The organism is Micromonospora sp. PRAS1 (assembly GCF_059553435.1).
This window is the reverse complement of record NZ_JCANNB010000135.1, coordinates 1-259: the sequence shown is the minus strand read 5'-3', so window position 1 is coordinate 259 and position 259 is coordinate 1. Positions and strand designations below refer to the sequence as shown.

The window sequence follows — 259 nt, the reverse complement described above, 5'->3', positions numbered from 1 at the left end:
CGTGACCGGATCATCGCCGAGGCACGCGGCAACCCGCTGGCGTTGCTGGAACTGCCACGGGGCACGCCGCCGACGCACCTGGCCGGCGGGTTCGAGCTGCCCGACACCCTCAGCGTCCCGCACCGCATCGAGGACGAATTCCGGCGCCGCTCCAGCAGCCTGCCTCCCGACACCCAACTGCTCCTGCTGGTCGCCGCCGCTGAGCCAACCGGCGACGTGGCCCTGCTGTGGCACGCCACCGCGCAACTCGGCATCGCCC

General features: G+C 73.0%; 1 protein-coding gene. It reads left to right on the top strand.

From position 1 onward, the window contains the following. On the top strand, positions 1–259 hold a 259-nt coding region (locus tag AC507J_RS32425; protein ID WP_496294398.1), incomplete at both ends, for a hypothetical protein.